21 protein-coding genes and 2 pseudogenes are annotated in these 25,608 nt (G+C 65.5%); 9 read left to right on the plus strand and 14 right to left on the minus strand.

The features are described from left to right. Positions 1 to 255: 255 nt before the first annotated feature. Positions 256 to 1,566, minus strand: coding sequence for a DEAD/DEAH box helicase (locus tag GSQ95_RS11275; RefSeq protein ID WP_158891233.1), 1,311 nt, complete (start codon positions 1,564 to 1,566; stop codon positions 256 to 258). Between the two features lie 138 nt (positions 1,567 to 1,704). Between GSQ95_RS11275 and GSQ95_RS11280 the strand changes: the two genes are divergently transcribed. Beyond that, positions 1,705 to 3,597 carry an alkaline phosphatase family protein gene (locus tag GSQ95_RS11280; RefSeq protein WP_158891231.1) on the plus strand — a complete coding sequence of 631 codons (1,893 nt, stop codon included), beginning with the start codon at positions 1,705 to 1,707 and terminating at the stop codon, positions 3,595 to 3,597. 17 nt (positions 3,598 to 3,614) lie between these two features. Here GSQ95_RS11280 and GSQ95_RS26475 read toward each other — a convergent pair whose 3' ends face one another. Continuing rightward, complete coding sequence (locus GSQ95_RS26475) at positions 3,615 to 4,043, minus strand: FUSC family protein (protein WP_256664552.1); 429 nt, start codon at positions 4,041 to 4,043, stop codon at positions 3,615 to 3,617. A gap of 217 nt (positions 4,044 to 4,260) precedes the next feature. Continuing rightward, positions 4,261 to 4,566: pseudogene (locus GSQ95_RS26480) on the minus strand (FUSC family protein); the annotation flags it as partial. On the opposite strand from GSQ95_RS26480, the gene GSQ95_RS26485 reads away from it, so the two are divergent. Further along, positions 4,567 to 4,764 (plus strand): hypothetical protein, encoded by a 198-nt coding sequence (locus tag GSQ95_RS26485; RefSeq protein ID WP_256664553.1) that lies wholly within the window; start codon positions 4,567 to 4,569, stop codon positions 4,762 to 4,764. A 170-nt stretch (positions 4,765 to 4,934) separates the two neighbouring features. On the opposite strand, the gene GSQ95_RS11290 is transcribed toward GSQ95_RS26485, so the two are convergent. The 6 genes and pseudogenes from GSQ95_RS11290 to GSQ95_RS11315 form a co-directional block, all read right to left on the minus strand. Next, a complete protein-coding gene (locus GSQ95_RS11290) occupies positions 4,935 to 6,179 on the minus strand; it encodes a TIGR03862 family flavoprotein (protein ID WP_158891229.1) in 1,245 nt (414 codons plus the stop codon). 53 nt (positions 6,180 to 6,232) lie between these two features. Continuing rightward, positions 6,233 to 7,474: a zinc-dependent alcohol dehydrogenase gene (locus GSQ95_RS11295; protein ID WP_158891227.1), complete on the minus strand. Its 1,242-nt coding sequence runs from the start codon at positions 7,472 to 7,474 to the stop codon at positions 6,233 to 6,235. A gap of 154 nt (positions 7,475 to 7,628) precedes the next feature. After that, positions 7,629 to 8,405, minus strand: coding sequence for an NYN domain-containing protein (locus GSQ95_RS11300; protein WP_158891225.1), 777 nt, complete (start codon positions 8,403 to 8,405; stop codon positions 7,629 to 7,631). A 12-nt stretch (positions 8,406 to 8,417) separates the two neighbouring features. Then, positions 8,418 to 9,340: pseudogene (locus GSQ95_RS11305) on the minus strand (histone deacetylase). Beyond that, positions 9,337 to 9,969, minus strand: a complete 633-nt coding sequence (locus GSQ95_RS11310) for an exopolysaccharide biosynthesis protein (protein ID WP_158891223.1) — start codon at positions 9,967 to 9,969, stop codon at positions 9,337 to 9,339. The pseudogene GSQ95_RS11305 and the gene GSQ95_RS11310 overlap by 4 nt, the downstream one beginning before the upstream one ends. Further along, positions 9,966 to 11,582, minus strand: a complete 1,617-nt coding sequence (locus GSQ95_RS11315) for a histidine kinase famiy protein (RefSeq protein WP_158891221.1) — start codon at positions 11,580 to 11,582, stop codon at positions 9,966 to 9,968. Before GSQ95_RS11315 ends, GSQ95_RS11310 begins: the two co-directional genes overlap by 4 nt. Positions 11,583 to 11,753: 171 nt before the next feature. On the opposite strand from GSQ95_RS11315, the gene tesB reads away from it, so the two are divergent. From tesB to GSQ95_RS11330, 3 genes are all read left to right on the plus strand, one after another. Then, positions 11,754 to 12,614 carry an acyl-CoA thioesterase II gene (gene tesB, locus GSQ95_RS11320; RefSeq protein ID WP_158891219.1) on the plus strand — a complete coding sequence of 287 codons (861 nt, stop codon included), beginning with the start codon at positions 11,754 to 11,756 and terminating at the stop codon, positions 12,612 to 12,614. Between the two features lie 111 nt (positions 12,615 to 12,725). Further along, the gene (locus tag GSQ95_RS11325; RefSeq protein ID WP_158891264.1) at positions 12,726 to 14,174 is read left to right on the plus strand and encodes an ATPase domain-containing protein; all 1,449 of its coding nucleotides are present in this window, start codon (positions 12,726 to 12,728) and stop codon (positions 14,172 to 14,174) included. A gap of 25 nt (positions 14,175 to 14,199) precedes the next feature. After that, the gene (locus GSQ95_RS11330) at positions 14,200 to 14,568 is read left to right on the plus strand and encodes a response regulator (RefSeq protein ID WP_133861125.1); all 369 of its coding nucleotides are present in this window, start codon (positions 14,200 to 14,202) and stop codon (positions 14,566 to 14,568) included. Positions 14,569 to 14,648: 80 nt separating this feature from the next. Here GSQ95_RS11330 and GSQ95_RS11335 read toward each other — a convergent pair whose 3' ends face one another. Continuing rightward, on the minus strand, positions 14,649 to 14,900 hold the full coding sequence (locus tag GSQ95_RS11335; protein ID WP_017642209.1) for a CsbD family protein: 252 nt from the start codon (positions 14,898 to 14,900) through the stop codon (positions 14,649 to 14,651). A 136-nt stretch (positions 14,901 to 15,036) separates the two neighbouring features. Between GSQ95_RS11335 and GSQ95_RS11340 the strand changes: the two genes are divergently transcribed. From GSQ95_RS11340 to cadR, 3 genes are all read left to right on the plus strand, one after another. Next, a complete protein-coding gene (locus GSQ95_RS11340; protein WP_158891217.1) occupies positions 15,037 to 16,440 on the plus strand; it encodes a hypothetical protein in 1,404 nt (467 codons plus the stop codon). Positions 16,441 to 16,609: 169 nt separating this feature from the next. Beyond that, a complete protein-coding gene (locus GSQ95_RS11345) occupies positions 16,610 to 16,789 on the plus strand; it encodes a hypothetical protein (RefSeq protein WP_158891215.1) in 180 nt (59 codons plus the stop codon). A 223-nt stretch (positions 16,790 to 17,012) separates the two neighbouring features. Further along, entirely contained in the window at positions 17,013 to 17,483 is a 471-nt protein-coding gene (cadR, locus tag GSQ95_RS11350; RefSeq protein ID WP_133861122.1) for a Cd(II)/Pb(II)-responsive transcriptional regulator, read from the plus strand. Positions 17,484 to 17,490: 7 nt separating this feature from the next. Here cadR and rimO read toward each other — a convergent pair whose 3' ends face one another. Then, entirely contained in the window at positions 17,491 to 18,816 is a 1,326-nt protein-coding gene (gene rimO / locus GSQ95_RS11355) for a 30S ribosomal protein S12 methylthiotransferase RimO (protein ID WP_158891262.1), read from the minus strand. A gap of 306 nt (positions 18,817 to 19,122) precedes the next feature. Between rimO and GSQ95_RS11360 the strand changes: the two genes are divergently transcribed. Continuing rightward, positions 19,123 to 20,964: a potassium transporter Kup gene (locus tag GSQ95_RS11360; protein WP_133861257.1), complete on the plus strand. Its 1,842-nt coding sequence runs from the start codon at positions 19,123 to 19,125 to the stop codon at positions 20,962 to 20,964. 46 nt (positions 20,965 to 21,010) lie between these two features. Here GSQ95_RS11360 and GSQ95_RS11365 read toward each other — a convergent pair whose 3' ends face one another. From GSQ95_RS11365 to mprF, 3 genes are all read right to left on the minus strand, one after another. After that, positions 21,011 to 21,316, minus strand: a complete 306-nt coding sequence (locus GSQ95_RS11365; protein ID WP_158891213.1) for a hypothetical protein — start codon at positions 21,314 to 21,316, stop codon at positions 21,011 to 21,013. A gap of 96 nt (positions 21,317 to 21,412) precedes the next feature. Beyond that, the gene (locus tag GSQ95_RS11370) at positions 21,413 to 22,687 is read right to left on the minus strand and encodes a virulence factor family protein (protein WP_158891211.1); all 1,275 of its coding nucleotides are present in this window, start codon (positions 22,685 to 22,687) and stop codon (positions 21,413 to 21,415) included. A gap of 7 nt (positions 22,688 to 22,694) precedes the next feature. Continuing rightward, complete coding sequence (gene mprF / locus GSQ95_RS11375; RefSeq protein ID WP_256664554.1) at positions 22,695 to 25,352, minus strand: bifunctional lysylphosphatidylglycerol flippase/synthetase MprF; 2,658 nt, start codon at positions 25,350 to 25,352, stop codon at positions 22,695 to 22,697. Positions 25,353 to 25,608: the final 256 nt, after the last annotated feature.

Here is a 25,608-nt window from a genome sequence, read left to right on the forward strand (position 1 = left end):
GCCGCGATGATTCTTTTACTACCGCTCCACTGCCAGCGTCGTAGGGTAGATGACGGCGCTAGCCTCATTCACATCCCTGCGACAAGTTGTAAGGCCGCTCCCGGAAAACGCTCCGCGGTTTTCCAGGCTACGGGACTGCAGCGTTTCCGTAGGAGCGGCTGCATCGGCGGACCGCCATGGCCGCGATTAGCAGAGCACCAGCATCGTAGGATGGACAACGGCGCAGCCTTGTCCATCATCCCAAACTCTTACGGCTTACTTGCGCGGCTTGCCGAAACCGGGCGACTTGCGTACCGATTTGACCTTCGGCTTGCCGTCTTCCACCCAGCGACCCAGGGGCTTGTCCGAAACCGGCGCGCCCACCTTGGGCTTCTTCGGCTTCTTGGGTTTCTTCACCACCAGACCGTTGGGTCGGGTTTCCGGGACCCGGTGATCGGGGACGAAGTCCGGTTCGTCGCGGCGCTGCAGGACCTGGCCGATCAGCGTCTCGATCGCCGCCAACTGCTCCACTTCATCCGCGCAGACCAGGGACACGGCCTGGCCCTGGTTGCCGGCGCGCCCGGTCCGGCCGATGCGGTGGACATAGTCCTCGGCGACGATGGGCAGGTCCAGGTTGACCACCAGCGGCAGGTCCTGGATATCCAGGCCACGGGCAGCCACGTCGGTGGCCACCAGGATGTCCGCCTCGCCAGCCTTGAAGCGGGCGAGGGCGCGCAGTCGCGCAGGCTGGGGCTTGTCGCCATGGATGGATTCCGCCGCCAGCCCCTCGGCCTGCAACGCCTCCACCAGTTGCTCCACCCCCTTGCGGGTCTTGGCGAACACCAGCACCTGGCCGTGGCGACCGCTGCGATAGAGGTGCAGGAAGAGTTCGGTCTTGCGCTTCTTGTCGACCGGCACCACCCACTGCTTGACCGTGACGGCAGCGGTGTTGCGCGGACTCACGTCGATCGTTTGCGGATCGCGCAGCACGGGCGCGGCCAGCTGGCGCACGGCATCGGAGAAGGTCGCCGAGAACAGCAGGGTCTGGCGCTTGCGCGGCAGCATGACGAACAACTCGCCCAGCTGCCGCGAAAAGCCCAAGTCGAGCATGCGATCGGCTTCGTCCAGCACCAGCAGCTGCACCTGGTCGAAGCGTACGGCGTTCTGGCTGAACAGGTCGAGCAGGCGCCCGGGGGTCGCCACCAGCACGTCCACGCCCTTGCGCAGCTTCATCATCTGCGGATTGATGCTGACGCCGCCATAGGCCACCGCGGTGCGCAGCGGCAGGTGCTGGGCGTAGTCGCGCAGACTGGCATGGACCTGTTCGGCCAGCTCGCGGGTGGGGGTGAGGATCAGCGCACGGATATGGTTGGGCGCCACCGCCGGGCCTTCCTGCACCAGTCGCTGCAGGAGCGGCAGGCCGAAGGCGCCGGTCTTGCCGGTGCCGGTCTGGGCGGCGGCCAGCAGGTCGCGACCGGCCAGCACCGCCGGGATGGCCTGGCGCTGGATCGGGGTAGGGGAGCTGTGCTCCACGGCGCTGAGCGCCTGCAGCAGCGGATCTATGAGGCCGAGGTCGGCAAAGGTCATGACGGGCCCGGAAGGCGACGAAAAGGGAGCGAATTCTAGGCCGACTGTGACGCGTGCTCAAACTTTGTAGCCAAGCGGCGGCTGCAGGCGGAATCCCGACACGGCATAGTGGTCAGTTCCGTGGCTACAGGAGACCCCATGAGCGCTACCCCTACCTTGCCCCCGGTCCTGGCCGGCCCGCTGCTGCGGCGTACCGAGGCCTCCCGGTTGCTGCTCTGGCTGGTGACCACCACGGCCGAGGCGCCTGTCCCCCGGCTGTGGCAGGGCGAGGTGGAACTCGGGGCCCAGGCCGAGGTGCGCTGCCTGCGCCTGGGCGAGCACGCCTATCTGCAACTGATCGATGTCCGGCCCGACGCCGCGTTGCCGGTCGACGCCTTCATCCACTACGACGTGCGGCTGGCTGCAGGTGGAATTGCTGATTGGGCGCCGCACCTGCTCTCCATGGAGGGCGAGCTGCCACGTTTCGTGCTGCGCGCGCGCTTCGATCACCTGCTTCACGGCTCCTGCCGCAAGCCTCATCATGCCTCGGCCGATGGTCTGATCGCGGTGGATCACCTGCTGCAGGCCTGCACGGCCCCCGAGGAGCGGCCCGCAGCCCTGCTGCTCACCGGCGATCAGGTCTATGCCGACGATGTCGCCGGGCCGATGCTGCTGGCGGTGCAGGCGCTGATCCGCCGCCTCGGGCTCTATGGCGAAGACCTCGAAGGTGCGGTGGTAGCGGACAGCGAGGCGCTGATGGCCCATGCCGCCAACCTCTACCACCGCGAGGACTTGCTGCCGGCCTTCAAGTCCAACCGGGCGTTGCGCGAGAAATTCTTCGGCGGGGTGGAGAAGCCGATCTTCACCTCTACCAATGCGCACAATCACCTGGTGACGCTGAGCGAGGTGCTGGCGCTCTATCTGCTCTGCTGGTCGCCGACGCCCTGGACCCTGATCGAGGTCGTGCCGCCGGCGCTGGACGCCAAGGACAGTGAGCGTTACGCCGCCGAATCGCGCTGCATCGACGGCTTCGTCGCGACCCTGCCCCAGGCGGCACGGTCCCTGGCCTGGGTACCGACGCTGATGATCTTCGACGACCACGACGTCACCGATGACTGGAATCTGTCGGCCCGCTGGGAAGAGACCGCCTACGGTCACCCCTTTTCCCGGCGCATCCTCGGCAATGCGCTGCTGGCCTATCTGCTCTGCCAGGCCTGGGGCAACGCTCCGGAAGCGGTGGCCGAACCCCTCGCGGTCACCGCCCGCCTGCTGGACACGGCGGGCGGCGACGGCACGCTGGATTGCCCGGTGCAGAACAGCTGCATCGACGATCTGCTGCGCTTCCAGGGTTGGCATTATGTGCTCAAGACCGACCCGCCGCTGATCGTGCTGGATACCCGCACCCGCCGCTGGCGCAGCGAAAGACGCCTGGAGCATCCGTCGGGCCTGATGGACTGGGAAGCCCTCTGCGAATTGCAGCAGGATCTGCTGGACCATCCCTCGGCGGTGATCGTCTCGGCCGCGCCCATGTTCGGCGTCAAGCTGATCGAGGCAGTGCAGCGTATCTTCACCTGGTTCGGCCAGCCGCTGATGGTGGATGCCGAGAACTGGATGGCCCACCCCGGTGCGGCCAAGACCATGCTCAACATCTTTCGCCACCGGCGCACCCCGGGCAACTACGTGGTGCTCTCAGGCGACGTGCACTATTCCTTCGTCTACGACATCCGCATCCGTGACCGACGGGGCGAGCCGCGGCTCTGGCAGATCACCAGCAGCGGCATCAAGAACGAATTTCCGCCGCGCCTGCTGGCGACCCTGGACCGGCTCAATCGCTGGCTCTATGCGCCCTGGTCGCCGCTCAACGGCTTCACCAAGCGCCGCCGCTGGGAGCTGCAGCCACGCCTGCCCGATCGCCGCGAGGCCGGCGAGCGGCTGTGGAACGGGGCCGGTATCGGCCAGGTGCTGCTGGACGAGGAAGGGCGGCCGGCGGTGATCCGCCAGCACAATGCCGATGGCTCGCCGGCCACCGCGTTCGTCGAGCGCCCGGCCTGAGGTCAGCGCGGCGCTTGCTAGGTTCTCGAGGGGGACAGGCGCCTGATCAGCCAGGTCGAGATCCAGTACACCGGCTCCAGCACCAGGAAACCCAGCAGGATACCGCCCAGCCGCGCCATGCCTGCCACCGGGTCGATATGGTCATGGTGGTCAGGCACCATCACCACCAGAAACGCTAGCGCGAACTGCATGCCGAGATAGCCGATACCGAGCGGGCCGTTCTCGAGGTGTCTGCCGATCAGCACGCCGAGCGCGACGCCCGCCAGCGTCAGCCAGAGACTTTCCTGGCTGACCAGCAGCAGCATGGCCGCCAGGCCGCCGCCGAGCAGGCAACCGAGCATTCGATGCAGCAACCTTCTGGAGACCGCCTTGCCGGCGCTGCTCAGGCCGTCGAAGGGAACGACCATGACCGCCAGTATGGTGATGGCGGCCTGGCTGATGTCCACCGCGATCTTCCCCGTCGCGCCCAACGCCAGCAGGGCCAGGGCCAGCCCCCCCCTGCAGCGCATGGCGCAATGCCAAGGGTTGCCAGACACCCAGGGTTCGCGGCGGTGCGGCTACCGTGGTCGGTGCCCTGGGCCATAGGCGGGCACGGACGCCGTAGGTGGAAAGCGCGCTGACCAGTACGCAAGCCGAGGTGCCGAGCGCCACTTCCAGCACACGCGACAGGGCGTATTGCTCAAGCTGAGCGGGTGCCTGGAGGCTCGCCAGGACCACCATGGCGTAGGTGAGCCCGCCCAGCAACCAGGCGTAGCCATAGCGGCCCACCAGGGTCAGATAGAGGGTGATGCTGCCCACGGTGCCCAGCAGTCCAGCCTGCTCGTAGGGGTTCAGCTGCAGGTGGCGCAGGACGAGCAGGGCACCTGCGGCGCCGATACAGGTACCCAACACCCGCAGGCAGCCGCGTGCGCAGCTGTCGCGGACATCTGACCTCATCACGATATAGCCGCTGAAAGCCGCCCATCCCACATGCTGAACGCCGGCCAAATGGCCGAGCAGGATCGCCAGCAAGACCGAGGTCAGGGTTTCCAGTTCGTCGACCAGGCGGCGACGGTCGCGGCCGAACTGGCGGAGATCTCCCGCCAGATCGCGCAACAACTGCCTGAATTCCGACAACGCCTGGGAAGGGGGCATGGATCCATGATGATTGCCGTGGTCTCGGCCTAGACTACAGCGCCAGATCGTCCGGCATCAAAGCAGACTGCTGCCGGGCGGGAGGCGCGATGATCGACCAGGTCGCAGCAGGGGATTGGCTCAGCGAAGCAACGGACCAGGCCACGATTGATCGGGGTCGAGCTCTAGGGTCGAGCGGTAGCGGCGCATCGCGACGGGGCCGCTCAGGCCGATCTGCCGCCAGCGGCCAGCCAGCGCAGCACGCCCAGGCCCGCCGCGCGGCCGCTGGCGAAGCAGGCCGTGAGCAGATAGCCACCGGTGGGTGCTTCCCAGTCGAGCATCTCGCCGGCACAGAAGACGCCCGGCAATTGCCGCAGCATCAGGCCCTCGTCCAGTGCCTCCAGGGGCACGCCGCCCGCGCTGCTGATGGCTTCCACCAGGGGGCGTGGTCTGACCACGGTGAGGGGCAGGCTCTTGCAGGCCTGGGCCAGCCGCGCCATGTCCTGGAACGTTTCCGCCGGGGCCAGCTCGCGAAGCAGCGCGGCGCGGGGGCCGTCGATCCCGGCGTGACGCCGCAGGTGATTGGCGAGGGACTGGCTGCCGCGTGGCTTGGCGAGTGCCCGCTCGAGTTCGGCGAGGTCGCGCTGGGGTGCCAGATCCAGGGTCAGGGTTGCCTGGCCGGCGTGTCCGATGGCCGAGCGGATCTCGGCGGACAGCGCATAGACCAGACTGCCTTCGATGCCGGTCTCGGTAAGGACGAATTCGCCCTGGCGCGGCGGGCGGCCGGGCAGGGCCAGGGTGGCCGGCTTGATCGGGGCGCCGGCGTGACGTGTGCTGAGAAAATCACTCCAGCCAGTGACCTCGAAGCCACAGTTGGCCGGTTCCAGCGGTCGCAGCGTGACGCCACGTTCGGCCAGTAGGGCCTGCCAGGCACCATCCGAGCCCAGGCGCGGCCAACTGCCGCCGCCCAATGCCAGCACACAGGCCTGGGGCCGCAAGAGGCGCTCGCCTTCCGGGGTCGCCAGGCGCAGCCGACCCTCGGCGTCCCAGCCCAGCCAGCGGCTGCGGGTGTGGATGCGTACGCTCTGGTCGCGCAGGCGATGCAGCCAGGCACGCAGCAGGGGCGCAGCCTTCATGTCGGCGGGAAACACCCGACCCGAGGTGCCGACGAAGGTCTCGATGCCGAGGTCATGGATCCAGGCGCGCAGGGCATCGCTGTCGAAGGCATCGAGCCAGGCGCTGACGTCGCCTTCGCGCTCGCGATAGCGCTGGCGGAAGGTGGTCTGCTCTTCGGCATGGGTGATGTTCATGCCGCCCACGCCGGCCAGCAGGAACTTGCGGCCCACGGAGGGCATGGCGTCGCAGAGGTCTACGGGGATGCCGGAGGCGGCCAAGGTCTCGGCCGCCATCAACCCGGCGGGACCACCCCCGATGACAACGACGGCAGGGGTGGCGGGGGAGAAAGACATGGCGGCATCCAGGAGCTACGGAAAGCCGCCATTGTACGCGAGGTGCTGGGCGCTTAGACCACGCCAGCCTGACCCAGGGGTGCCGCCAGGGGTTCTTCCAAGCGCTCCGGAATCAGCGGTTCACTACGCCCGGGCGTGAGGATCACCTTGCGGCAGTCCTCTTGCTTCTTGTCGAAGATCTTGTAGCCTTCGACCGCCTGCTCCAGGGACATCCGGTGGGTAATGATCGCCTCAGGAGCGAGATCGCCGCGCTCGATGTGTTCGAGCAGTTCCGGCAGATAGCGCTGCACATGGGTCTGGCCCATCTTGAAGGTGAGCCCCTTGTCGAAGGCGTCGCCGAACAGGAAGCCGTGGATGAAGCCGGCATAGACACCCGGGACACTCACGGTGCCGCCGCGGCGTACCGCGGCGATGCACTGACGCAGCGCCTTGCCGCTGCTGCCTTCCAGCTTGAGGTTGGCGAGGATGGTTTCGGTGGTGCTGCCCTTGGCCTCGAAGCCCACTGCATCGACCACGCCGTCGACGCCGCGCTTGCCGGGCGTCTGCTCGATGATGGTCGCAGCCGGATCGTCGTCTTCGTCGAAGTTGATCGGGATGACGCCATAGGTCTGCTGGGCGTAGGCCAGGCGATAGGGGTGGTGATCGACCATGAAGATGCGCTCGGCACCCAGCATCCGCGCACAGGCCGCGGACAGCAGGCCGACCGGCCCGGCGCCGTAGATGGCGATGCTCGACCCCTGGCCGATGCCGGTGTTGAGCACCGCCTGCCAGGCGGTGGGCAGGATGTCGGAAAGGAACAGCACCTTCTCGTCGGCCAGGGTGCCGGGCACCTTGAAGGGGCCGGTGTTGGCCTTGGGGACGCGCACGTATTCGGCTTGGCCGCCCGGTACCCCGCCGTAGAGATGGCTGAAGCCGAACAGGGCGGCACCCGGCGGAATCTGCTTCTTGTTGAGAATGGCGCCACGACCGGTATTGGTGGTTTCGCAGGCGGCGTAGAGATCCTGGTTGCAGAAGAAGCAGCTGCCGCAGGCAATGACGAAGGGAATCACCACCCGGTCGCCTTTCTGCACGGCCGTCACCGCTGAACCGGTTTCCTCGACGATACCCATGAATTCGTGGCCGAAGATATCACCGTGCTCCACGGTGGGAATCTTGCCGCGATAGAGGTGCAGGTCCGAGCCGCAGATGGCTGTGGCGGTCACCCGCAGGACGATGTCGTCGGCGTCCTGGATGGTCGGATCAGGCACGGTATCGACGCGGACATCGTGGGCACCGTGGTAGGTCAAGGCTCGCATGGCGGTCTCCGTAGGGCGGTAAGCACCTAGGATGGAGGCCGCCGCCAGCCGAGCGGTTCCGCGGCCTCGGACCGGTGGTATGGCACCTTGATAGCGACCGATCGCGACTTTTCGCCGCCAGTGCCCAGGCCAGAGCCGGGCAGGCGCAGCGATGCTAGCGGTTGCGGATATAGACGGCCTTGCCCGCGCTGCGATCGGCGGGGTCACGTTCCTGGACCTCGAAACGATCGCCATGGGCCTTGACTAGGCCACTGAACTTGCGATGCCCATAGAGGCGGGCGTCGAAATCCGGACGCACCTTGCCCAGGTTGGTGCCGACCAGGCCCAGATTGGCCCAGCCGCCTTCGTCGGAGGCGTCTTCCACCGCCTGTTCTATGAGCTTGAGGATGGTGCTCAGCTTGGGCTTGCCGCGGTTGGTGGTGGCCGGCTTGTCGGTGGTACTGCTGGCTTCCCGCGGCTCTTCGCGCGGCTTGGACCTGAGGATCTCGGTGTAGATGAATCTGTCGCAGGCCGAGACGAAGGGGTCCGGGGTCTTTTCCTCGCCGAAGCCATAGACCGTCAGCCCTTCCTCGCGCAGCCGCGCCGCCAGGCGGGTGAAGTCGCTGTCGCTGGAAACCAGGCAAAAGCCGTCGAAACGCCGGGTGTAGAGCAGGTCCATGGCGTCGATGATCAGGGCGCTGTCGGTGGCGTTCTTACCCTTTGTATAACCGAATTGCTGCACCGGCTGAATGGAGTGGTCGAGCAGCACCTTTTTCCAGCTGTTGAGTTGCGGCTGGGTCCAGTCGCCATAGATGCGCTTGACGCTGGCCACGCCGAAGCGGGCGATCTCGGCCATGAGACCGTCGACGATTGCAGCGGGCGCGTTGTCGGCATCGATCAGTACTGCCAGGCGCGCCTGGCTGGATTCAGAGGTCTTGACTGTCTTGCTCATGAAAACTCCTGTTCAGGTCAGGCCCAGCTCCTGCCAGACCTGGGTCGCGGTGTGATGGAGGATACCGTGCCGGCGGGCCAGGGCCTGGTGATCGGCGCAATAGCCACCGCCGATCACCCCTACGACCGGTATATCCGCCGCCAGGCAGCGTCGCAGGACGAAGCCGTCCCGGGCGGCGAGACCGGCATCGGTGAGATCCAGATAGCCCAGGGCGTCATCGCGATGGACGTCGACGCCGGCGTCGTAGAGCACCACGTCGGGTTGATGAAGGGGCAGCAGGTAGCCCAGGGTCTCGTCGAGGACCTGGAGATAGCCGGCGTCGTCCAGGCCGCGGGGCAGGGGGATATCCCAGTCGCTTTGCGCCTTACGCGCCGGATAGTTGGTGGCGCAGTGCAGCGAGACGGTGACGGCGTCCGGCACCTCGGCGAGGATGCGTGCGGTGCCATCGCCCTGGTGGACGTCGCAGTCCAGGATCAGTACCCGCCCGGCGCGCCCGCTTTCCAGCAGCGACAGCGCCAGGATCGCCAGGTCGTTGAAGATGCAGAAGCCGGCTGGATAGTCGTGGTGCGCATGATGGGTACCCCCGGCGAGGTGACAGGCCAGGCCATGGCGCAGCGCCAGCTCCAGGGTGAGCAGGGAGCCGCGGCGCGGATGGTGCGGCGCACCAGGGCTTCGCTCCAGGGCAGGCCTAGCTGGCGCTGCAGCGGCGGCGCCAGCTCGCCGGCCTGGAAGACGCGGATGTAGGCGGGCGCATGGGCCAGCGCCAGCACCTCGTCCGGGCAGAGCTCGGGCCGCTGCCAGTTGTCCGCGCCGAGGATGCCACTGGCGCTCAGGTGCTCGTGCAGCAGGCGGAACTTCTCCATCGGAAAGCGATGGCCCGCGGGGAAGGGCGGACTGTAGTCCTCATGGTAGACCAGCGGCAGGCGCGTGCTCAAAACGCCAGGAGCTCCAGGATGAACCAGAGGATGCCGCTGCAGAAACCCAGCGCCAGGAGGAACAGCAGGCCATCGCGGGCGATCAGCGACAGGGCGAAGGAGGTCAATGCCAGGCCCGCCGTGGTATTGGCGAAGGGCACCAGATCCAGCACCGGCATGGTCGCGGCGATCAGGATGCAGAGTAGGGCGGTGACGAAGTGCGCCGGGCGCGAGGTGAGTACCCGCAGCCGCGACTTGACCACCTTGTCCACCCAGCGCGCTGGCTTCTGCAGCAGCCGCAACGACTTGCGCAGCTTGCCGCGCGAGACCGAACGCTGCAGCACCCAGCGCGGCAGCCAGAAGTGATCCCGGCCGAGCAGCAGCTGGCCACTTACCAGCATTACGAAGACGGCAATGGCGGTGGCGATACCGGGAATGCCGGTCAGCGGCGAGATCGCCAGCACCCCCGGCAGGAGTATCATGGGGCCGAAGGAGCGGCTGCCGATGGCATCGATCAGGTGCTGCACCGAGACCTGGTTCGGGCTGTTCCCGACCCGCTCCAGGCAGGCCAGAAAGCTCTGGAGATCCACCGGGCCATCCTGCCCGGCATCGCAGCTGGCGGGCTCGTGCTCCAGGGCCTCGTCCTTCATGGCTGGCCGCTGTCCAACATGCGCCGGATCCAGCGGGTCAGGTCCTGGCGGCCATAGGGCTTGTTGAGAATCGGAAAGCGTTCGCCGTTGCCTTCTTCGAGTTCCAGCGCGTTGTTGGCATAACCCGTGGTCAGCAGGATGCGCAACGCGGGCTGCCGCCGCTGGGCCTCCTTGGCCAGCATCACGCCATTCATGCCGCCGGGCATGATGAGATCGCTGAACAACAGATCGACGGCGGGCTCGCGAGCGAGGATGTCCAGCGCCTGCTGGCCATTGTGGGCGACCAGCACCTGGTAGCCGGTCTCCTCCAGGATGGCCTGGGCCAGCGCCGCCACATCCGGCCGGTCATCCACCACCAGGATGGTCTCGGAGCCACCGCCGTCTTCGTGCGGGGTCGGCAGGGGTGCCGGGTGCTCACGCGCCTCCTCTTCGGAAACCGGGAAGTAGAGACGCACCGAGGTACCTATGCCGACTTCGGAATAGAGTCTGACCAGGCCGCCCGACTGCTTGAGAAAGCCATAGACCATGGACAGGCCCAGGCCACTGCCCTGGCCTTCGTCGCGGGTGGTGAAGAAGGGGTCCAGGGCGCGCCCGAGCACGTCGGTGGACATGCCGCCGCCGGTGTCGGTCAGGGCGATGCAGACATAGTGCCCCTGGGCCAGGCCGCCATGGGCCAGGTCCTGGCCAGTGACCTCGACGTTGAGGGTTTCTAGGGTCAGGGTGCCGGCGCCTCGCTCCTGCATGGCCAGGCGGGCGTTGTCGACGATATTGAGCAGCGCCGTTTCCAGCTGGATCGGATCGAGACGGCAATTCCACAGCGCCGCTGCCGGGCGGAAGATGAAGCGGAAGGGCTCACCCAGCGCCTGGGTCAGGCGCCCCTGGCGGGCATTGATGAGCTTGTTCAGGTCCACCGCGCGCCCGGTCAGGCGTTGCTTGCGGGCAAAGGCCAGCAGTTGCTGGGTCAGGGTCGCCGCCCGATTCACCGCGTCGCGGGTGTTGTCGACATGGCGTTTGGCCTTGTCCTTGTCCAGTTCCGGACGGTCCAAGTTGATCCTCAGGATATCCAGGTAGCCGACCATCACCTGCAGCAGGTTGTTGAAGTCATGGGCGATGCCACCGGTGAGTTGGCCCAGGGCTTCCATCTTCTGCGCCTGGCGCAGGGCGTCTTCGGCATCGCGGCGACGGGAGACATCCAGCTGCGAGGCGAAGTAGTAGCGCAGCTGCCCCTGGTGATCGAACACCGGCGAAATGAACAGCGCGTTCCAGAAGGTCGAGCCGTCCTTGCGGTAGTTGAGCAGCTCAATGTCGCAATCGCGCTGCTCGCGTACGGCATTGCGAATCTCGGCGATGTGCTCCGGACGGGTGTCAGGCCCTTGCAGGAAGCGGCAATTGCGCCCCATCACCTCGTCCAGGGCATAGCCGGTGGTACGCAGGAAGGACTCGTTGGCGAAGATGATCGGATTATCCGGCTGGTGCGGATCCGTCACGATCATTGGCATCCGGGTCTTCTTCACGGCGGCGAAGAAGATGTCGTCGTGTCCGAGGCCCTTGCCCAACTCCGCGATCTGCGCTGCGGAAGGGTGGGGAGACGAAGCGTTGGCGGTTTCGGTCATGAAAAGGAAGCCTGCGTGCGGACAGCGATACCTTCATTGTGACCGCTTATGCGGCCACAAGCTCCACCAGTTATCGTCATACGATGAGCAATGTGTCTGGAAGCACGGCGAACGCACAGGATTTGACCGGTTTTGCGTATGATGATCGCTCTCTGTCAAGGAACCCTCCTCATGAGCAAGGTGCTGGACAACCTGGTCGATCTGCTGACCCTCGAATCCCTGGCCCCCGATCTGTATCGCGGCGGCAGCCAGGATCTCGGCTTTCCCCAGCTCTTTGGTGGACAGGTGCTGGGGCAGGCGCTGTCGGCGGCCAGCCAGACCGTGCCGGTGGAGCGCCGTGTGCATTCCCTGCACGGGTACTTCCTGCGCGCCGGTTCGGCGGTGGAGGCGGTGACCTACCAGGTAGATCGCATCCGTGATGGCGGCAGCTTTTCCACCCGCCGGGTCACCGCCTTCCAGGGCGAGCAGCCGATCTTCTTCTGCAGCGCCTCCTTCCATATCGAGGAGCCTGGCTTCGAGCACCAGACGACCATGCCGGAGGTGCCCGCACCCGAGACCCTGCAGTCGGAGATCGCCCATGCCCAGCGCTATGCCGAGCTGATCCCCGCGCCGCTGCGCGACAAGCTGCTGGGGCCACGGCCGATCGAGATGCGCCCGGTGGTCTTTACCGATCCCTTCAAGCCGGAGCCCACCGAGCCGGTCCGCCACGTCTGGTTCCGCGCCACGGGCGATTTGCCGGACCAGCCGGCGCTGCACCGCTACCTGCTGGCCTATGCCTCGGACTTCAATCTGCTGCCCAGTTCGCTGCTGCCCCATGGCACCAGTTTCTGGGACCGCTCGCTGCAGATCGCCAGCCTCGATCATGCGGTCTGGTTCCACCGCGATTTCCGCCTCGACGACTGGCTGCTTTACGCCATCGACAGCCCCTGGGCCGGCGGTGCCCGGGGCCTGTGTCGTGGCAGCATCTACAACCGCGCCGGTCAACTGGTGGCCTCGGTGGCCCAGGAAGGACTGATTCGCAAACGCGGCTGAGGCCAGGCCCTCTAGCTGGCTATTTGTGCAGCACCCTTATAGGCTCTTGCTGCGAAGGACCGGACGCCCAGGGTGGGCGTCCAGACACACCATCAGTTTGGGGCATCGTTCTTGAATCGACTCGAGCGCGTCGTAACCGGTATCCAGGGGCTGGATGAGATCTTGAAGGGAGGCCTGGTCGCAGGCGCGTCCTATGTCATCCAGGGCCGTCCGGGTTCCGGCAAATCGATCATGGCCAACCAGATCGCCTTCAATCATGTGCGCGGCGGTGGGCGAGTGCTCTTCGCGACCATGCTCTCGGAAACCCACGAGCGGATGTTTCAGTTCTTTTCCACGCTGGATTTCTTCGACCGCTCCTGCATCGGTGACCAGGTCCAGTACCTGAGTGCCTTCGACACCATGGAAGGCGAGGGCCTGGACGAGGTGGTGCGTCTCCTGCGGCGCGAGATCAGCCGGCAGAAGGCCAGTCTGCTGGTAGTGGATGGCCTGCTCAATGCGCGCTCACGGGCGGAAACGCCCATCGACACCAAGAAGTTCATCGCCGAGTTGCAGGGGCATGCGGCCTTTGCCGGTTGCACGGTGATCTTTCTCACCAGCGCGCGTCTCGAAGATGGCAGCCCGGAACACACGATGGTCGATGGCGTGCTGGACTTGCACGAGGAAGAGATCGGCAGTCGTACCATCCGCCGCCTGGCCCTGCGCAAGACCCGCGGCAGCGGTGCATTGCCGGGTTTCCACGAATTCACCATCTCCGATGCCGGCATCACCGTGTTTCCACGCCTGGAGACGCTGTATCGCGATCCTTCGGCGGGCTCGACCTACCGGATCGGTCATCGGCGGGTGCCCAGTGGCATGGCGTCGCTCGATGCAATGATCAGAAACGGGCTGCCGGAAAGTTCGACCACCCTGATCATGGGTCCTTCGGGCGCTGGCAAGACCTCCATCAGCCTCAACTTCCTGGCCGCCTGCACGCCGGAAGCGCCCGCCCTGATGGTTGGCTTCTATGAACCCCCGGAGCGGCTGCTGCTCAAGGCGAGCGCCCTAGGCGTGGATCTGGCGAGTCGCATCGACGAGGGAGCCCTGCACCTGCACTGGCAACCCACCACCGAAATGCGTCTCGACGAGGTGGGAATCAAGTTGCTGGCAATGGTCAGGGAGCACGGCATCAAGCGATTGGTGATCGATAGCCTTGGCGCCATTGCCCGCTTCGCCTTGCCGCAAGGACGGCTCATCGAATACTTCAGCGCGTTACTGAACGAGCTGCGTACCGAGGGCGTCACAGTTTTAGCGACCTGGGAACTGCGCGACGTCTTCGGCGCTGATATAGCCGCGCCGGCGCCCGAACTTTCCAGCATGGTGGACAATCTGATTTTGCTGCGATTCATCGAGGCTGAGGCTGAGATCAAGCGAGTGCTGTCCATTCTCAAGGTCAGGGACAGCATCTACGATCCTTCACTGTGTGAGCTGGTGATTAACGATTCGGGAATAGAACTCAAAAAGGCATTCAAAGACATGGTGAAGGTACTTTCAGGTTCAGCCATGCCCTCAACACAACCATGATCGCGTCGGGTGGGAGAATCTCCAGATGACGACGATACTGGTAGTCGATGACGAATTTCTGATAGCGGACATCCTGGCCTTCGCCCTAGAAGACGAAGGCTACATGGTGGTCAAGGCGAGCAACGGTCGCCGCGCGCTTGATGTCTTCGATCGAGAACTACCATCGCTGGTCATCACCGACTTCATGATGCCGGTGATGAATGGCCGCGAACTGGCGGAAGCCTTACGCGAACGCCAGGGTCTGCAACACCTCCCCATCATCCTCATGAGCGGGGCTCAGGCGCACCTGGCCCAGGAGAGTTCGGAGCTGTTCGATGCGGTGTTCCAGAAACCGTTCAACATCGGCGAAATCGTGGATGCGGTACACAAGCACCTGGTAACGCTGGAACGTTAATGGACTCCACAGCAAAAAGGCCTGTCTAGACAGGCCTTTTTGCTGTGGAGCTGGCGCAGTGGCCAGCCCGGCGTCTCCGATCAGGAGCGCGAAAGCAGTACGCCCAGCACGAAACCGACACCGCCAGCGATGGCCAGGGCAGTGAAGGGCTTGTCGGCGGTCACATTGCGTGCGCAGTCGATGGCCTGGCCATATTGCTCCTGCAGCTTGCCTTCCAGTTGACGGGCCTTGCCCTCGGCTTGCCAGTCGGCGTTGCCGGTCGCTGCGCCGAAACTGTCCTGGACCTTGCCGGTAGCGTCCTTGGCATTGCCTATGATCTGATCGGTATTCATAAATGCACCTCGTGTGGGGAAACGGGGGAGGTCATGCCAAGCGGCATGCTTCCTTTATTGATCCGCGCCAGACGCATTTCGTTCAGGTCAATTTGCTGTTCGCGACATCTTTCGCGGTTCCCTGTCGAGAGGATTCATGATCTCCAGCCGTCTTTCCGCCCTTTGCCTGCTGTCGCTACTGGCTGGCTGCAGCACCCAGCAGCCGCCGGTCGAGCCCCCGACCAGTGCCGATGATCTCTTCGCCCGTCCGGTCATCGCCGAAAGCGTTCTGCGCGAGGGTTCACGCCTGCAGCTGGCGCTCGCCCTGGCAGAGGGCGGTTCTGCCCTGGTGTCTCTGGATTGCGCGGCCGACCAGGCCGAACTGCTCTACCTCGAGGGTGCTCAGCGGGTCTATCCCGGACGGGTGAATGCCTATGCCGCGCCCCTGCCGCTGAGCGCTGCCAAGGTGGCGACGCTCAAGCAGCGCCCTGATGTGGCGGCGCTCTGCGCCCAGCCGGCCAACACCGACTGGCGCGCCCTCGCCAGTGGCCCTGGGGGTGACACCCTGGTGATCGACCGTAACAGCCTGGTGGATGCCAACGGAATACGCCGCTTCTGGGGCGGTCAGCAACTGGCCGTGGCGGTGCAGACGCCGCGCTATGGTGCTCCGGTGCGTCAGTGGCGCGAATCCCTGGCCGCCGATTGCACGGCGCGTCGTTACCTGCTGCTGGCGCGCTACGGCCTGGACGATCGCGGGCGGGTGACCGACAGCCAGCTGGGCGCCCAGGGCCAGGAGGCCTTCACGGCGGCGCCGGTCGAGCGGCGGATGCTGCTGGAAGCCGCCTGTGATCGTCGGGACGCCTTGCTGGCCACGCCACGCCTGGATGGGGTCAAGGCTGCCAACACCGCACCGGCCGCACCACCGCCCCTCGGCGAATTGCCCGTGCCGCAGGCACAGCCCCTGCAGGCGCTGAAGGCGCAGGCGTTACCCGCGCCGCGTTTGGCCGTCCAGCGCTTCGTGGAGGAGGGCGAAAGTCGCTACGAAGGCCAGACCCATGCCTATCGCGAAGAAGTGCAGGTCAGCCCCGGCCCGCAGCCCGGACTGCTGCGCTTCAGTGCCCAGGGCAAGGCGGCCCGGGTCGATTCGCTCAACTGGCGCGGGCTGATCGATCTGGTCCGCCGTACCCGTATCGACAACGGCAATCTGCCGGTGGAAGAGGTGGCCAGCCTGGACCAGCTGAGCTTCAGCGGCGACTGGCGCGCCCTTGCCGTGGGTAGCCAGGTCGGCTATCAGGCGCGGCAATCCCTGACCGGCAATCTCAAAGGCACCGAGCAGCGCGAAATCCGGCTGTCCTGCAAGGTGGTGAGCGAAGGCGAGGCACGCAAGGTGCTGGCCAGCCTCAACGGGCGGGCCAAGACCCTGGAGTGCCAGCATGGCGAGACGGGAAGCGGACCGCGGAGTCGCTGGACCTATCTGGAAGACTACGGCTTCTTTCAGCTGACCAGTGTCGGTGCCGGCCGTGCCATGGGGCTGGAAAAGCACCTGAAGGAGCTGCGGTAGCCGAACCAGAGCCCTTGGCCGAAAGACGGACGCTCAGGAAAGGTCTGGAAGTTCCCATGCGATATTTTCCTTATAGGTAAAGATCACTCTCTCAAAGCGCTCTTTTTGGCGAATTAGTACCGGGAGTACGCTGTGTCTATCGAAACAGCACAACCAAGAGGTATTCGCTATGAAAGTCCTGGGTGTCCAAGCTATCGTCGCCGTCCTGTTCCTGGGTTTGCTGTCGGGTACCGCGTCCGCAGCCAGCCGCGACGCATCGAACAAGTCGATCCGTGTCAATGCGCAAACGCAGTTCCAGTCGGAGCATCCGAACCGGGTCTCCGCGCTCTACCAGAACAACGCCAACTAGTCTGGCGGCTGTCTCGACGCCCCGGCGACCCACTCGTCGCCGGGGCGTTGTGCTGTCTGGCCAGCCGCCAGGCAGGTCTCAGCCACTTCCCTGCGCGATTCGCCTCACCTGCTACCCCTCCGAGAAAAGCCGCCGTTCAGCACCCTCCCGACCGCCGTCGCCTCTTGCTCCGTAGCGGCCGGCGGCGCAGGCTGGGCGTCCGTCAGTGGAACGAGACCGAGTTATGAAGATCGGCGAATTGGCCAGACGTACCGATTGCGCGGTCGAGACCATCCGCTACTACGAGCGGGAGGGGCTGCTGAGCCCGGCAGCGCGTAGCAGCAGCAACTATCGCAGCTATGACGACACTCAGGTCGAGCGTCTGGTCTTCGTCCGCCATTGCCGTTCGCTGGACATGACGCTGGAGGAGATTCGCGCCTTGCTGGCCCTGCGCGACACCAGCGAACCCGGCTGTGCCCAGGTGGATGCCCTGATCGGCGCTCATCTGCATCATGTCGAGGTGCGCATCCGCGAATTGAATCAGCTGCGCGAGCAACTGGTGACCCTGAGGCGTCACTGCCAGGGAGAGGGCGAGGGCGACCGTTGCGGCATCCTGCGCGAACTCGGTCAGCCGGCGGCGCCGTCAGCGACTACCGCCAGTTGCAGTGCGGCTGGACACGCCCATGTGCCCGGCACCCACCGTCTGCACGACTAGCCAGGGATCAGAGCGTCTCTGCCCAGAGGTCGTACTCGTCGGCGTCGGTGACCCGGACCCAGACCTTGTCGCCCGGCTTGAGGGGATTGGCGCTGTCGACATAGACGTTGCCGTCGATTTCCGGGGCATCGGCGTAGGAACGGCCGATGGCGCCTTGCTCGTCCACCTCGTCGATCAAGACCTCGATCTCGCGACCGATCTTGAGCTGCAGGCGCGCCGCGGAAATGGCCTGCTGGTGCGCCATGAAGCGCTCCCAGCGCGCCTGCTTGACCTCGTCCGCCACCGGCTCCAGGCCCAGTTCGTTGGCGGGTGCGCCTTCGACCGGCGAGTACTGGAAGCAGCCGACGCGATCCAGCTGGGCTTCGGTGAGCCAGTCCAGCAGGTACTGGAAGTCTTCCTCGGTCTCGCCGGGGAAGCCGACAATGAAGGTGGAGCGGATGGTCAGCTCCGGGCAGATCTCGCGCCAGCGCTTGATGCGCGCCAGGGTCTTGTCCTCGAACGCCGGGCGCTTCATGGACTTGAGTACCTTGGGGCTGGCGTGCTGGAAGGGGATGTCCAGGTAGGGCAGCAGCTTGCCGGCGGCCATCAGCGGAATGACGTCGTCGACATTGGGGTAGGGGTAGACATAGTGCAGGCGCACCCAGACGCCCATGCTCGACAACGCCTCGCACAGTTCCAGCATGCGCGTCTTGACCGGCTGGCCGTTCCAGAAGTCCAGCCGGTACTTGAGGTCGACGCCGTAGGCGCTGGTGTCCTGGGAGATCACCAGCAGCTCCTTGACGCCCGCCTTGACCAGCCGCTCGGCCTCGGACAGCACGTCGCCCACCGGGCGGCTGACTAGCTTGCCGCGCATGGAGGGGATGATGCAGAAGCTGCAGCTGTGGTTGCAGCCCTCGGAAATCTTCAGGTAGGCGTAGTGGCGCGGGGTCAGCTTGATGCCCTGGGGCGGCACCAGGTCGATCAGCGGATTGTGCTCCAGCTGCGGCGGCACCACCTCGTGCACGGCGTTGACCACCTGCTCGTACTGCTGCGGCCCGGTCACCGCCAGCACGCTGGGATGCACGCCGCGGATGTTGCCCTCGTCCACGCCCATGCACCCGGTGACGATCACCTTGCCGTTCTCGGCGATGGCCTCGCCGATGGCGTCCAGGGATTCGGCCTTGGCGCTGTCGATGAAACCGCAGGTGTTGACCACCACCACGTCGGCGTCTTCATAGGTCGGCACGATCTCGTAGCCTTCCATGCGCAGCTGGGTGAGGATGCGTTCGGAATCGACGGTGGCCTTGGGACAGCCGAGGCTGACGAAACCGACCTTGGGGGCGGACGTTTGGATGGACATGGGCTAACCTCGGCGGGCGCTCAGGAGGCGCCTTGATCAAAAAACGCGCGATTCTAGCCATCTCTGCCGCCGCTTGGAAGGGGTAGGCGGGTCCTGGCGACCGCGCAGAGCTTTTTGCCGACCAAGGAGTCTATGGTGCTGGAAGCGCTACGCTGAGAGGTTGCGCGCGCCACGCTCCCGGCCTTTTCAACTTGATCCTGACGCCGCTTCGGCGCAGGATGCGCCGATTTTAGACTCTAGGAGCCCTGCATGAGCCGTCCGGAACACGAGCACGGTGGTAAAGCCCCTTCGGCCTTGGGAATGATCGTGCTCGCCACCGGCGTGGTATACGGCGACATCGGCACCAGTCCTCTCTATACCCTCAAGGAAGTCTTTTCGCCGCACTACGGCCTGCCGCTGAATCACGACAGCGTGCTCGGCATCCTGTCGCTGATTTTCTGGTCGCTCATCTGGGTCGTCACCCTCAAGTACATCACCTTCGTCATGCGCGCCGACAACCAGGGCGAGGGCGGCATCATGGCCCTCACGGCCCTGGCGCGCCGCGCCGCCCAGGGCTCGCCACGGCTGGCCACCACCCTGGTCCTGCTGGGGCTGTTCGGTGCCGCGCTCTTCTACGGCGACAGCATGATCACCCCGGCGGTCTCGGTGCTGTCGGCGGTGGAGGGCCTGGAGCTGGCCTTCGATGGCCTGGACGCCTGGGTCGTACCCATTGCCCTGGTGATCCTGGTCGGCATCTTCGCCATCCAGAAGCGCGGGACCGCCACCATCGGCAAGTTCTTCGGACCGGTGATGGTGCTCTGGTTCACCACCCTGGGAGCCCTGGGTGTCTATGGCATCGTCCAGCAACCCGAGGTGCTCAAGGCCTTCAATCCCTACTGGGCGGTGCAATTCTTCGTCGACAATCCGGTGAAGGGCTTCATCGTGCTGGGTGCGGCGGTGCTGGCGCTGACCGGCGCCGAAGCGCTCTATGCCGACATGGGCCACTTCGGGCGCAAGCCCATCGCCCGGGCCTGGCTGCTGCTGGTGCTGCCAGGGCTGGTGCTGAACTACTTCGGCCAGGGCGCGCTGCTGCTCGCCGATCCCGCGGCGGTGCGCAATCCCTTCTATCTGCTGGCGCCTGAGTGGCTGCTGCTGCCGATGATCGGCCTGGCGACCCTGGCTACCGTCATCGCCTCCCAGGCGGTGATCACCGGGGCCTTCTCCATGACCCGCCAGGCCATCCAGCTGGGCTACATCCCGCGCATGCAGGTCCAGCACACCTCCAGCCAGGAGCAGGGGCAGATCTACATCCCGCTGATGAACTGGGCGTTGATGCTGGGGGTGATCTTCCTGATCCTGACCTTCCAGTCCTCGGCCAACCTGGCCGAAGCCTACGGCGTGGCCGTGACGGGGACCATGCTGATCACCAGCTGCCTGGTGTCGGCGGTGATCCTGCTGCTGTGGAAATGGCCGCGCTGGATCATGGTGCCGCTGCTGATCGGCTTCCTGCTGGTGGACGTGCTGTACTTCTCCGCCAATGCGCCGAAGATCCTCTCCGGCGGGTCCTTCCCGGTGATCGCCGGTGTCATCATCTTCATCCTGCTGACCACCTGGAAGAGGGGCCGGCAACTGGTGGTGGAACGCCTGGACGACGGTGCCCTGCCGCTGCCGATCTTTATCAGCAGCATCCGCGCCCAGCCGCCGTTCCGCGCCAAGGGCACCGCGGTGTTCCTCACCGCCCGTACCGACGTGGTCCCCCACGCCATGCTGCACAACCTGCTGCACAACCAGGTGCTGCACGAGCAGGTGGTGCTGCTCACGGTGCGCTACGAGGACCGTCCGCGGGTATCGCGCGGCGAGCGCATCGAGGTCGAGGACTTCGGCGACGGCTTCTATCGGGTGGTCTTGCACTATGGCTTCATGGACGAACCGGACATTCCCCTGGCGCTCAGCCATTGCCCCTATCCAGGGCTGGATTTCACCCCGATGCGTACCACCTACTTCCTCAGCCGGGAGACGGTGATCGCTTCCAAGCGGCTGGGCATGGCGCCCTGGCGGGAGAATCTCTTCGTCTTCCTGATGAAGAACGCCAACGGCAACCTGAGATTCTTCAAGCTGCCGGTGAACCGGGTGATCGAACTGGGTACCCAGGTCGAGATCTAGTCCGACGCAGCCAGAAAAAAGGCCCCAGCAGGGGCCTTTTCTTTGTCTAGTTGAACACCGGTGGCGGCAAGGCGTCGGGATCGGTGATGAACGGCATCTGCCAGCTGTCGAGGGTCTGCCCACGGCCTTCCAGCTCGCTGCGCACCGTGCCTATGTAGCCGGCCAGGCGCAGGGGATCGCTGTAGTCGCCCTCGCTGAGCTGTTCTTCGGTGTAGAGCGTCTTGCCCTGGGCATCGACCACGCCCAGGGCCAGGTCATGGCCGTCCGCACCGGACGACACCACGCAGCCAAGGGGTTGGAAGGCATCCACCAGGATCTTGCTGGCGGCATCGGCGGAAAGCGGTGTGCTCATGTCGGGGGTCTCCGTGGCTATTGCAGCCATAGACTGCTGGAGACCGGCCCCTTGTTCCGGCCGTTCGTCCGGGCCCGCAGGCCCGGACGAGATACGCTATTGCGGCGTACGGGCCTCGATGGCCTTAACCATGAAGTCGGCCAGCTTGTCGTAGTTCTCGTCGAAGTGGTGACCGCCCGGGCGGCCCAGCTTCTCGCCCGGCTGACCCGGTTGGGTGCAGCCGCTGTCGTCCTTCTCTTCCTCGCCATAGACGCAGAACAGCTTGGCGGCGGGAATCCTGCTGGTTTCCGGCAGGGTATCGGCTTCGTCACCCGGCTTGCCCAACCAGCCCTCCACGGCGATCTCGAAGTTGCTCTTGCGACTGAAGGCCAGCAGCAGCAGCGAGGTCACCTGGTCCTGATCCGCCTTGGGCAGGCGGTTGTAGACCGCTGGCAGGATGTCGGCGCCGAAGGAGTAGCCAGCCAGCACGAAGTGCTTGGCGTTCCACTTCTCGCGGTATTCCTGCATCAGGTTGGTGAGGTCGGCGGCGACCTGCTCGGGACTTTTGTGCTGCCAGAAGTAGCGCAGGGAATCCACGCCGACGACCGGATAACCGGCCTCGTTCATGGCCTGGGCCGAGAGCCGGTCGATGTCGCGCCAGCCGCCGTCGCCGGAATAGAAGATGGTCACCACGTCGGGATGGCCGGGCTTGACGTCCGGATCGGCCGGCATCTCGATGGTCGGGATGTCGTTGTGCTGGCCCAGCAGGCGATTCTTCAGCTGGGTGCGCAGCACCACCGGCAGGGCAGTGCCATAGTCGGCGATGGTCAGGTCGGCATTGCTCTGCTGACGCACGAAGATGGCCGAATCGTCGGTTGGATGATCGTTCCAGGCGATGTGCCATTGGCCAGCGGCCGCCTTGGCCGGCAGGGCGTCGGGGCAATCCAGGGTTTCCAGATTGAAGCCTACGCTCAGGGCCGCCGCCTTCGGGTTGTCCTGGGTCGTCAGCCAGCGCCAGGCCCGGGCGGCGCCCGGACCGATGCCGCCGACGAAGGTCGGGGCGCCACTCAGCTGCTTGGCCGCCTGGGTGAAGTCGTCGTTCTGCGCCTGGCAGCTGTTGGCGACCCTGACCTCGTACTGGACGATCTCGGCGCCGGTGTTGGTCGCCAGGCCCAGCAGGTCGGCATCCGCCAGTTGCAGGTCCGAAGGCGTGGCCAGGACCACGCGGGCATGCGGCTCGCCCTTGGGTGCGGCCATGGTCAGCAGGCGGCCATCCGGCTGTTCCAGGACCTTGACCTGGGGCGCCGACGGCCAGCGATGGAGCCACCACCAGCCCAGACCTCCAGCGATCAGCAGGATGACGAGCAGTACTGCGAGTGCACGTTTCAGCATAGGAGTCTCAACGTTTGACCAGGCCGGTATAACCCCCGGCGATTAGGGCGGCGGTATCGGCGAAGGCGACCAGGGGATCCAAGCCGGCGGGCACCGCCATGTAGCGCGGTTCCCATTCCGGATCGAACTTGTCCTTGAAGCGACGCAGCCCTTGGAAGTTATAGAACTGTTCGCCACGCCTGAACACCATGGCCCCCAGGCGCTGGGTGATGGGGGCGCCACGACGGGGGTGCAGACCGGCCAGCGGGACCATGCCCAGGGAGAAGCGGGCGAAGCCGGCAGCCTTGAAGTGCAGGATCAGCCCCAGCATGAGGAATTCCATGGTCTGCTTGGGCGCATCCGCGGTGACCCGCATCAGGTCGATGCTGGCCAGGTCGGGGCGTTCGGTTTCCAGCAGGTTGGCGAAGGCCACCGCCTTGTCCTGGAAACGCACCACGGCGATACGAAAGTGCTTGAGGTAGGTAGGATCGAAACGACCCAGGGAGAAGCCCTTCTCGCGCACCTGCTTGCTCTCCAGCCAGACGTCGGAGATGGCCTTGAGCTCGTCCAGCGGCGCTTCGCCCGGGGCGTGGAATTCGATCGCCAGGCCGTCGCGCTGGCCGCGATTCCAGGTGTATCTCAGGTCCTTCTTGCCCTTGCTGTCGAGATCGAAGGCATGCAGGTCCACCCGGGCCTCTTCTCCAAGCTTGAGCGCCGTGAGACCGATGTCCATGTAGAACGGCAGGTTCTCCGCCCGCACCTGATAGAACACCGGCCGGGCATGGTGCAGGTCGCAGAGATCGCGGAATTTCCAAATCAGCTCGGCGCGAGGCTGGGAGCGGCCGATGGGATCGAAGAGGGCGATCAGACTGCGGCCCCGTCGTCCGTACATCAGGAAGGCATCGTCGCTGTCGTGGAAGAGCAGGGCCTTGTCACCGGTCATCACCAGGCCGCCATCCGGCTGACTGGATTTGCGCACGATGCCGAAGGCCCGCTCGAGCTCGGCGCTGGTGGGGGCTTCGATCGGCGGCGGCGCGGCGCGCAGCAGCCAGCCCAGGGCGATGATCAGCAGCAGGACCGAACTGCCCAGGGCGGCACGCAGGCCGCGTGGGGCATCGGCATCCAGCGCGAATTGCCACCAAAGGCGGGTGTCGTAGGGCACGTCCTGATAGGCGAACAGCAGCAGCCACACCGAGGCGGCGACCACGCAGATGCTGGCGGTCACGTACAGCGGCGAGAAGGGCTGTTCCATCAGCCGGCTGCGGCGATAGAAGGATTTGCGGAAGATGGCGAGCAGCGCGGCCGTGATCGCCAGAATGGAGGCTTCCTCCCAGTCGAAACCCTTCAACAGGGACAGCAGGCAGCCCAGCAACAGCAAGACCAAGGTCACCGCCCAAGCCGCGGAGAGGCGCCGGCGCAATCCCTGCGCCAGCAATAGACAGACGACGCCGATCAGGCTCGCGCCCAGGTGGGAGGCATCGATCAACCGCTGGGGCAGCAGAAAATCCATGCCCTCCAGGCGGGTGTCTATTTCAGGGGTGACCCCAGAAAAAAGCAGTACCACCCCAGAAAAAAAAACCAGGATGGCGAGGATGGGTGCCGCCAGACCGGAGGCGACCCGTACGGCCGGACTGTTCGACAGCAGGCGGCGGCCTTCGCTGAACAGCAGCACCAGGCAGGCGATGACGAAGGGCAGCAGCACATAGAACAGCCGGTAGACCACGAGCGCCGCGGCCAACTGGGCGGCGCCCAGCTCGTTGGCGAAGGCCGCCAGCAGGACAGCCTCGAACACGCCGACACCGCCCGGAACGTGACTGAGCACCCCGGCGGCCAGCGCCAGCAGGTAGACCAGCAGGAAGGCACCGAAGGGCGGCGCTGTGGGCAGCAGCAGATAGAGCACCATCGAGGCGGCGGTCACGTCGAGGATGGTGATCACCAGCTGCAGCACGGACAGCCGCAGGGTCGGCAGGCGCAGGGCGCGCTTGCCGATGCGGAAGTGCAGGGCGTGGGCGCAGGGCTGCTCGGGCACCCGCCAGCGGCGCAGGGCCAGGATGCCGACGGCATAGCCGATAAGGATCAGCGCGGACACGGTGATGATCACCGCTTCCGGAACGCGCAGGGCCTGGGTGGACGCCGGCAGATTGGTCAGGGCGGCGATGGCCGCCAGGGGTGGCAGCGCGGTGCCCAGCGCCAGGCTCGAAAACACCGTCATCTGCGCCACTTCCAGGGCGCTGAGGCCCTGGCGGGCATAGAGGCGATAACGCACCGACCCACCGGACAGCATGGACAGGCCAACCGCATTGCCGATGGCGAAGGCGGTAAGGCCGCCCATGGTCCAGGCGCGTGCCGGCAGCTTGACGTCGGCGAAGCGCATGGCCGACCACTCGTAGCCGAGCAGGATGGTGAAGCCGGCGGCGGCGGCGATCAGCGCGCCGATCAGGGAGGAGTGGGGAATATCGTGAAGGGCATCGTGGAGAGCTTCGCCATCGATGCTGCTCAGCAGATGCCAGCAGACCACCAGGGCGGCGGCGAACAACACCAGCGTCAGACCCAGTTCGATGGGTTGCCGGTAGGCCGTCAGGCGCTCCAGGAGGCGCCAGGGCAGCGCCTGAGGGGGCGAAACAGGGTGGTCCGCAGGGGATGCCGGCTTCGAGGAGACCTCTTTGGCTGGATCAGGTGCAGTCATGCAAACTCCTCTAGACAGGAACGCGCGTCAGATTACTGGTCGCGCGCGGTTTGCCAAGCCTTGTACAGATAAAAAAAGCTCTGTACCAACCTTTGTAGCTCTTGTAGCCACAGAGTTCGCACCGTCTGGATCTGAACCGGGTCAAATTCAGGGCAAAAAAAAACCACTCAAGAGAGTGGTTTTTTCGAATTTGGTTGCGGGAGCTGGATTTGAACCAACGACCTTCGGGTTATGAGCCCGACGAGCTACCAGACTG

This window comes from Pseudomonas sp. BAV 4579 (assembly GCF_009765395.1).
In the GTDB taxonomy this organism is placed as follows: Bacteria; Pseudomonadota; Gammaproteobacteria; order Pseudomonadales; family Pseudomonadaceae; genus Chryseomonas; species Chryseomonas aestiva.

Bases quoted from the DNA above. Each gene is read 5' to 3' on its own strand.
- GSQ95_RS11275 (WP_158891233.1), bottom strand. From the start codon at position 1,566: ATGACCTTTGCCGACCTCGGCCTCATAGATCCGCTGCTGCAGGCGCTC.
- GSQ95_RS11280 (WP_158891231.1), top strand. From the start codon at position 1,705: ATGAGCGCTACCCCTACCTTGCCCCCGGTCCTGGCCGGCCCGCTGCTG.
- GSQ95_RS26485 (WP_256664553.1), top strand. From the start codon at position 4,567: ATGCTGAACGCCGGCCAAATGGCCGAGCAGGATCGCCAGCAAGACCGA.
- GSQ95_RS11290 (WP_158891229.1), bottom strand. From the start codon at position 6,179: ATGTCTTTCTCCCCCGCCACCCCTGCCGTCGTTGTCATCGGGGGTGGT.
- GSQ95_RS11295 (WP_158891227.1), bottom strand. From the start codon at position 7,474: ATGCGAGCCTTGACCTACCACGGTGCCCACGATGTCCGCGTCGATACC.
- GSQ95_RS11300 (WP_158891225.1), bottom strand. From the start codon at position 8,405: ATGAGCAAGACAGTCAAGACCTCTGAATCCAGCCAGGCGCGCCTGGCA.
- GSQ95_RS11310 (WP_158891223.1), bottom strand. From the start codon at position 9,969: ATGAAGGACGAGGCCCTGGAGCACGAGCCCGCCAGCTGCGATGCCGGG.
- GSQ95_RS11315 (WP_158891221.1), bottom strand. From the start codon at position 11,582: ATGACCGAAACCGCCAACGCTTCGTCTCCCCACCCTTCCGCAGCGCAG.
- tesB (WP_158891219.1), top strand. From the start codon at position 11,754: ATGAGCAAGGTGCTGGACAACCTGGTCGATCTGCTGACCCTCGAATCC.
- GSQ95_RS11330 (WP_133861125.1), top strand. From the start codon at position 14,200: ATGACGACGATACTGGTAGTCGATGACGAATTTCTGATAGCGGACATC.
- GSQ95_RS11335 (WP_017642209.1), bottom strand. From the start codon at position 14,900: ATGAATACCGATCAGATCATAGGCAATGCCAAGGACGCTACCGGCAAG.
- GSQ95_RS11340 (WP_158891217.1), top strand. From the start codon at position 15,037: ATGATCTCCAGCCGTCTTTCCGCCCTTTGCCTGCTGTCGCTACTGGCT.
- GSQ95_RS11345 (WP_158891215.1), top strand. From the start codon at position 16,610: ATGAAAGTCCTGGGTGTCCAAGCTATCGTCGCCGTCCTGTTCCTGGGT.
- cadR (WP_133861122.1), top strand. From the start codon at position 17,013: ATGAAGATCGGCGAATTGGCCAGACGTACCGATTGCGCGGTCGAGACC.
- GSQ95_RS11360 (WP_133861257.1), top strand. From the start codon at position 19,123: ATGATCGTGCTCGCCACCGGCGTGGTATACGGCGACATCGGCACCAGT.
- GSQ95_RS11365 (WP_158891213.1), bottom strand. From the start codon at position 21,316: ATGAGCACACCGCTTTCCGCCGATGCCGCCAGCAAGATCCTGGTGGAT.
- GSQ95_RS11370 (WP_158891211.1), bottom strand. From the start codon at position 22,687: ATGCTGAAACGTGCACTCGCAGTACTGCTCGTCATCCTGCTGATCGCT.
- mprF (WP_256664554.1), bottom strand. From the start codon at position 25,352: ATGACTGCACCTGATCCAGCCAAAGAGGTCTCCTCGAAGCCGGCATCC.